The sequence below is a fragment of the Kitasatospora sp. NPDC057198 genome, assembly GCF_042670125.1.
GTDB lineage: Bacteria > Actinomycetota > Actinomycetes > Streptomycetales > Streptomycetaceae > Kitasatospora.
The window spans coordinates 1-5,542 of sequence record NZ_JBHUWH010000496.1; the positions used below are offsets into that span (position 1 = coordinate 1).

Sequence of the window (5,542 nt, forward strand, 5' to 3'; positions counted from 1 at the left end):
CAGTGACACCGGGCGGCCCGCAGCGGCCGCCCGCCCGGCGCGCCGCAGCCGCGGCCGCACCCGACCCGCGCGGCACCCCCGGTCCGGACCGGCGCCGCGCGGCACCCGAGCACCTTGGGAGTCCCGCATGATCGGCCTCGTCCTGGCCGCCGGCGCCGGCCGCCGGCTCCGCCCGTACACCGACACCCTGCCCAAGGCGCTGGTGCCGGTGGACGGTGAGCGGACGGTGCTCGACCTGACGCTGGGGAACTTCGCCGAGGTCGGGCTGCGGGAGGCCGCGATCGTGGTCGGCTACCGCAAGGAGGCGGTGCACGAGCGCAGGGCGGAGCTGGAGCGGAAGTACGGCGTGAAGCTCACCCTGGTCGAGAACGACAGGGCCGAGGAGTGGAACAACGCCTACTCGCTGTGGTGCGCCCGCGAGCTGTTCGCCGAGGGCCTGCTGCTCGCCAACGGCGACACCGTGCACCCCGCCTCGGTGCAGCGCACCATGCTGGACGGCAACGACCTCCGGATCAAGGAGGGCCGGGCCCCCGGCATCCTGCTCGCGCTGGACACCGTGAAGAAGCTCGCCGACGAGGAGATGAAGGTCGTCGTCGACCCCGAGCTGGGCGTGCGCCGGATCACCAAGCTGATGGACCCGCTGGAGGCCACCGGCGAGTACATCGGCGTCACCGTGATCAACCCGTCCGCCGCCGACGCCCTCGCCGACGCGCTGAAGGCCGTCTACGAGCGCGACCCGCAGCTGTACTACGAGGACGGCTACCAGGAGATGGTCGACCGCGGCCTGACCGTCGACGTGCAGCCGATCGGTGAGGTGTCCTGGGTCGAGGTCGACAACCACGAGGACCTCGCCAAGGCCCGGGAGATCGCGTGCCAGTACTGACCCGGCTGGTGCCCTCGCCGGTCTTCGTGGAGATCCGCGCGGGCGCCCTGGAATCCCTCGGCGGCATCCTCGCCGACCAGCGGCTGTCGACCGGCGGCCGGATCGCGGTGGCGATCAGCGGCGGCTCCGGCGCGCTGCTGCGCGAACGCCTGGAGCCCGCGCTGCCCGGCGCCGACTGGTACCGGGTCGCCGACGGCACCCTGGACAGCGCGGTGCGGCTGGCCGAGGAGATCCGCCGCGGCCACTACGACGCCCTGGTCGGCCTCGGCGGCGGCAAGATCATCGACGTGGCGAAGTACGCCGCGGCGCGGGTCGGCCTGCCCGTGGTCGCGGTCGCCACCAACCTCGCCCACGACGGCCTCTGCTCCCCGGTCTCCACCCTCGACAACGACGCCGGCCGCGGCTCCTACGGGGTGCCCAGCCCGATCGGCATCGTCGTCGACCTGGACGTGATCGCCAAGGCCCCGAAGCAGTTCGTGGCGGCCGGGATCGGCGACGCGGTCTCCAACATCTCCGCCTGCGCGGACTGGGAGCTCTCGCACGCGGTGACCGGCGAACCCGTCGACGGGCTGGCCGTCGCGATGGCCCGCTCGGCGGGCGAGAACCTGCTCCGGCACCCGGGCACCCTGGACGACCCGGACCTGCTGACCACGCTCGCGGAAGCCCTGGTACTGTCCGGCATCGCGATGAACATCGCGGGCAGCACCCGGCCCAGCTCGGGGGCCTGCCACGAGATCTCGCACGCCCTGGTCGAGCTGCACCCCAAACGGCCCGGCCAGCACGGTGAGCAGGTCGGCCTCGGCGCCGCCTTCGCCTGCCACCTGCGGGGCGAGCGGGAGCTGTCCGGGCTGATCGTGGAGCGCCTGCGCTTCCACGGTCTGCCGGTGAGCGCCGATCAGCTCGGCTTCACCGACGCGGAGTTCACCGAAGCCGTGCACTACGCTCCGAACACCAGACCGGGGCGCTTCACCATCCTCGAACACCTCGACCTCTCCGCCACAGACATCAGGGACGCGTACGCCGACTATGTCCAAGCCGTCAACAGCTGAACGCCCGCCGGTCGACCTCACCCGGCGCCCGTCGATCGAGGAACTGCGGGCGGTGATCCACCCCGAGGGGATGCTGCAGCGCCGCAGTGCCGAGCACTGGGCCGGCCGCCTCTACATGCGGCGGATCTCGCTGCGGATCACCCGGGTCCTGTCGACCGTCACGGTGATCACGCCCAACGGCCTGACGTACCTGATGATGCTCACCGGCATCCTGGCCGGCGCGGCCCTGGTGGTGCCCGGCCTGACGGGCGCGGTCCTCGGTGCCGTGCTGATCCAGGTCTACCTGCTGCTGGACTGCGTGGACGGCGAGGTGGCCCGCTGGCGCCGGCAGACCTCGCTCACCGGCGTCTACCTGGACCGGGTCGGCCACTACATGTCCGAGGCCGCGCTGCTGACCGGCCTGGGCCTGCGCGCCGCCGACCTGTTCCACCGCGAGGGCGCGCACTCCGCCTGGCAGTGGGCCTTCCTGGGCACGCTGGCCGCGCTCGGCGCGATCCTGATCAAGTCCGAGACCGACCTGGTCGACGTGGCCCGTGCCCGCTCCGGGATGACCGCCGTCGAGGACAGCGCCTCGGTGCCGCGCTCGAACACGGTGGCCAGGGCCCGCCGGGCCGCCTCGCTGCTCAAGTTCCACCGCCTGGTCGGCGCGGTCGAGGCGTCGCTGTTCATCCTGGCCGCCGGCATCGCCGACGCGGTCCGCGGCGACCTGTTCTTCACCCGGCTCGCCGTCGTGGTGCTGGCCGCGATCGCGATGCTGCAGACCGTCCTGCACCTGCTGTCCATCGTGCTGTCCAGCAGGCTGCGATGAGCGACGGCTTCCGCCTCGGCGCGGTCATCATCACCATGGGCAACCGGCCCGCGGAGCTGAACGCCCTGATCGAGTCGGTCCGCGCCCAGCAGGGCCCGCCGGTGGAGCTCGCGGTGGTCGGCAACGGCGCCCCGCTGCCCCCGCTGCCCGCGGGGGTGCGCACCGCCGAGCTGCCGGAGAACCTCGGCATCCCGGGCGGCCGCAACGTCGGCATCGAGCTGTTCGGCCCGGACGGCCGGGACGTCGACGCGGTGCTCTTCCTGGACGACGACGGCCTGCTGCCGCACACCGACTCGGCGCGGCTGCTGCGCGAGGCGTTCACCGCGGACCCTTCCCTGGGCATCGTCTCGTTCCGGATCGCTGACCCGGAGACCGGCACCACCCAGCGCCGGCACGTGCCCCGGCTGCGCGCCAGCGACCCGATGCACGGCTCCCGGGTCACCACCTTCCTGGGCGGCGCCAGCGCGGTGCGCAGCGCGGTGTTCCCGCAGGCCGGGCAGCTGCCCGCGGAGTTCTTCTACGCGCACGAGGAGACCGACCTGGCCTGGCGCGCGCTGGACGCCGGCTGGTCGATCGACTACCGCCCGGACGTGGTGCTGCACCACCCGGCGACCTCCCCGGCCCGGCACGCGGCCTACTTCCACAACGTGGCCCGCAACCGGGTCTGGCTGGCCCGGCGGAACCTCCCGGTCCTCCTGGTCCCCCTCTACCTGGGAACCTGGTTCCTGCTGACCGTGCTCCGGCGCCCCTCCAAGGAGGGGCTGCGGGCCTGGCTCGGCGGCTTCCGGGCCGGCTGGAGCGAGCCCTGCGGCCCGCGTCGACCCATGCGATGGCGTACGGTCTGGCGACTGACCAGACTAGGCCGACCTCCGATCATCTGATTGGATCAGTGCTCGATCGCCCGGTCGGTGAGCAGCACCGGCCGAACCCCCGTGATCCAGTGGATCCCCCTCGGCGCAGGCCGGCGGACCCCCGCCGACCGGCCGCCCCGATTGATCCCGCGTGAAGGACGAATGTGTCGACAGTGAGTGAACCCGTCAGCCCCTCGGCCCCCAGGGGTGCGGACGCGGGCCTGACCCCGAAACAGCTTGCGGACAAGTACGGCCTGTCGGTGAGCGGTGCCCGGCCGGGTCTGTTCGCGTACACCAAGCAGCTCTGGGCGCGACGCCACTTCATCTGGGCCTTCGCCACCGCCCGCCTGGTGGCCCAGTACACCGACGCCAAGCTCGGCCAGCTCTGGCAGGTGGTGACCCCGCTGCTCAACTGCGGCGTGTTCTACCTGGTCTTCGGCGTCATCCTGCGGAGCAAGGAAGGCTTCCCGGAGGGCACCTACATCGCCTGGCTGTGCATCGGCGTCTTCATCTTCCAGTTCACCCAGAACGCGGTGCAGTCCGGCACCCGGGCGATCTCCGACAACCTCGGCCTGATCCGGGCGCTGCACTTCCCGCGCGCCAGCCTGCCGATCGCCTTCACCGTGATCCAGCTGCAGCAGCTGCTGATCTCGATGGTGGTGCTGGTGGTGACCGTGCTGGCGGCCGGCATCACCCCGGGCCCGACCTGGCTGCTGATCGTCCCGGCGCTGCTGCTGCAGACGCTGTTCAACACCGGCGTCTCGCTGGTCTTCGCCCGGATCGGCGCCAAGACCAGCGACATCTCCCAGCTCATCCCGTTCGTGATGCGGGCGTGGATGTTCCTGTCCGGCGTGATGTTCAGCATCCAGGACCGGGTCAGCTCCTGGCCGCGCGTGATCCAGGTGCTCTGCGACGTCAACCCGGCGTCGGTCTACATGAACCTGCTCCGGCACGCCTTCGCCCCCGTCATCTACAACCCGCACCAGCCGGTGCACCAGTCGTTGCCCCCGCACCAGTGGACGTACGGCATCGCCTGGGGCGTCGGGCTGTTCGTCATCGGATTCGTCTTCTTCTGGAAGGCCGAGGAGGAGTACGGCCGTGGCTGACACCGACCTGACCAAGACCTACGTCCGGGACGCCGACATGACGCGCGAGCCCACCGTGGTCGTCGACGACGTGCACATCGTCTACCGGGTGCACGGCGCGGGCTCCGGCAAGGGCAGCGCCACCTCGGCGCTGAGCCGCATCCTCACCCGCAAGCGCGCCGCCGGCGTCCGCGAGGTGCACGCCGTGCGGGGCATCAGCTTCACCGCGTACAAGGGCGAGGCGATCGGCCTGATCGGCTCCAACGGCTCCGGCAAGTCGACCATGCTGGCCGCCATCGCGGGCCTGCTGCCGACCGAGCGGGGCGGCATCTACACCAACGGCCAGCCCTCGCTGCTGGGCGTCAACGCGGCCCTGATGAACGAGCTGACCGGTGAGCGCAACGTGGTGCTCGGCTGCCTGGCGATGGGCATGGGCCCCGCCCAGGTGCGCGCCCGCTACCAGGACATCGTCGACTTCTCGGGCATCAACGAGAAGGGCGACTTCATCTCGCTGCCGATGCGCACGTACTCCTCCGGCATGGGCGCCCGCCTGCGATTCTCCATCGCGGCGGCCAAGACCCACGACGTGCTGCTGATCGACGAGGCCCTCGCCACCGGCGACCAGGGCTTCCAGCAGCGCTCCAAGGCCCGGATCAACGAGCTGCGGCAGCAGGCCGGCACGGTCTTCCTGGTCAGCCACGACAACAACGCGATCCGCGAGGTCTGCGAGCGCACCATCTGGATCGAGCACGGCGAGCTGATCATGGACGGGCAGACCGACGAGGTGGTCCGCCGCTACGAGAAGGGCGAGCGCCCCTGAGCGGGGGCGGGTCGCACGGCGCAGGGCCGGTGCGCGGGGAGCGGGG

General features: G+C 71.7%; 6 protein-coding genes. All 6 read left to right on the forward strand.

Going from position 1 to position 5,542, the window contains the following annotated elements; genetic code table 11:
- The first annotated feature begins 127 nt into the window (after positions 1–127).
- The 6 genes from ACFUEL_RS34035 to ACFUEL_RS34060 all read left to right on the forward strand — a co-directional run bounded on the left by ACFUEL_RS34035 (position 128) and on the right by ACFUEL_RS34060 (position 5,496).
- Positions 128–883 carry a sugar phosphate nucleotidyltransferase gene (locus ACFUEL_RS34035; protein WP_380241174.1) on the forward strand — a complete coding sequence of 252 codons (756 nt, stop codon included), beginning with the start codon at positions 128–130 and terminating at the stop codon, positions 881–883.
- A complete protein-coding gene (locus ACFUEL_RS34040) occupies positions 871–1,932 on the forward strand; it encodes an iron-containing alcohol dehydrogenase family protein (protein WP_380241176.1) in 1,062 nt (353 codons plus the stop codon). The genes ACFUEL_RS34035 and ACFUEL_RS34040 overlap by 13 nt, the downstream gene beginning before the upstream one ends.
- On the forward strand, positions 1,910–2,740 hold the full coding sequence (locus ACFUEL_RS34045) for a CDP-alcohol phosphatidyltransferase family protein (RefSeq protein WP_380241178.1): 831 nt from the start codon (positions 1,910–1,912) through the stop codon (positions 2,738–2,740). The genes ACFUEL_RS34040 and ACFUEL_RS34045 overlap by 23 nt, the downstream gene beginning before the upstream one ends.
- The gene (locus ACFUEL_RS34050; protein WP_380241179.1) at positions 2,737–3,621 is read left to right on the forward strand and encodes a glycosyltransferase family 2 protein; all 885 of its coding nucleotides are present in this window, start codon (positions 2,737–2,739) and stop codon (positions 3,619–3,621) included. Before ACFUEL_RS34045 ends, ACFUEL_RS34050 begins: the two co-directional genes overlap by 4 nt.
- 134 nt (positions 3,622–3,755) lie before the next feature.
- The gene (locus tag ACFUEL_RS34055) at positions 3,756–4,697 is read left to right on the forward strand and encodes an ABC transporter permease (RefSeq protein WP_380241180.1); all 942 of its coding nucleotides are present in this window, start codon (positions 3,756–3,758) and stop codon (positions 4,695–4,697) included.
- Positions 4,698–4,734: 37 nt separating this feature from the next.
- On the forward strand, positions 4,735–5,496 hold the full coding sequence (locus ACFUEL_RS34060; RefSeq protein WP_380241181.1) for an ABC transporter ATP-binding protein: 762 nt from the start codon (positions 4,735–4,737) through the stop codon (positions 5,494–5,496).
- The last annotated feature ends 46 nt before the right edge of the window (positions 5,497–5,542 follow it).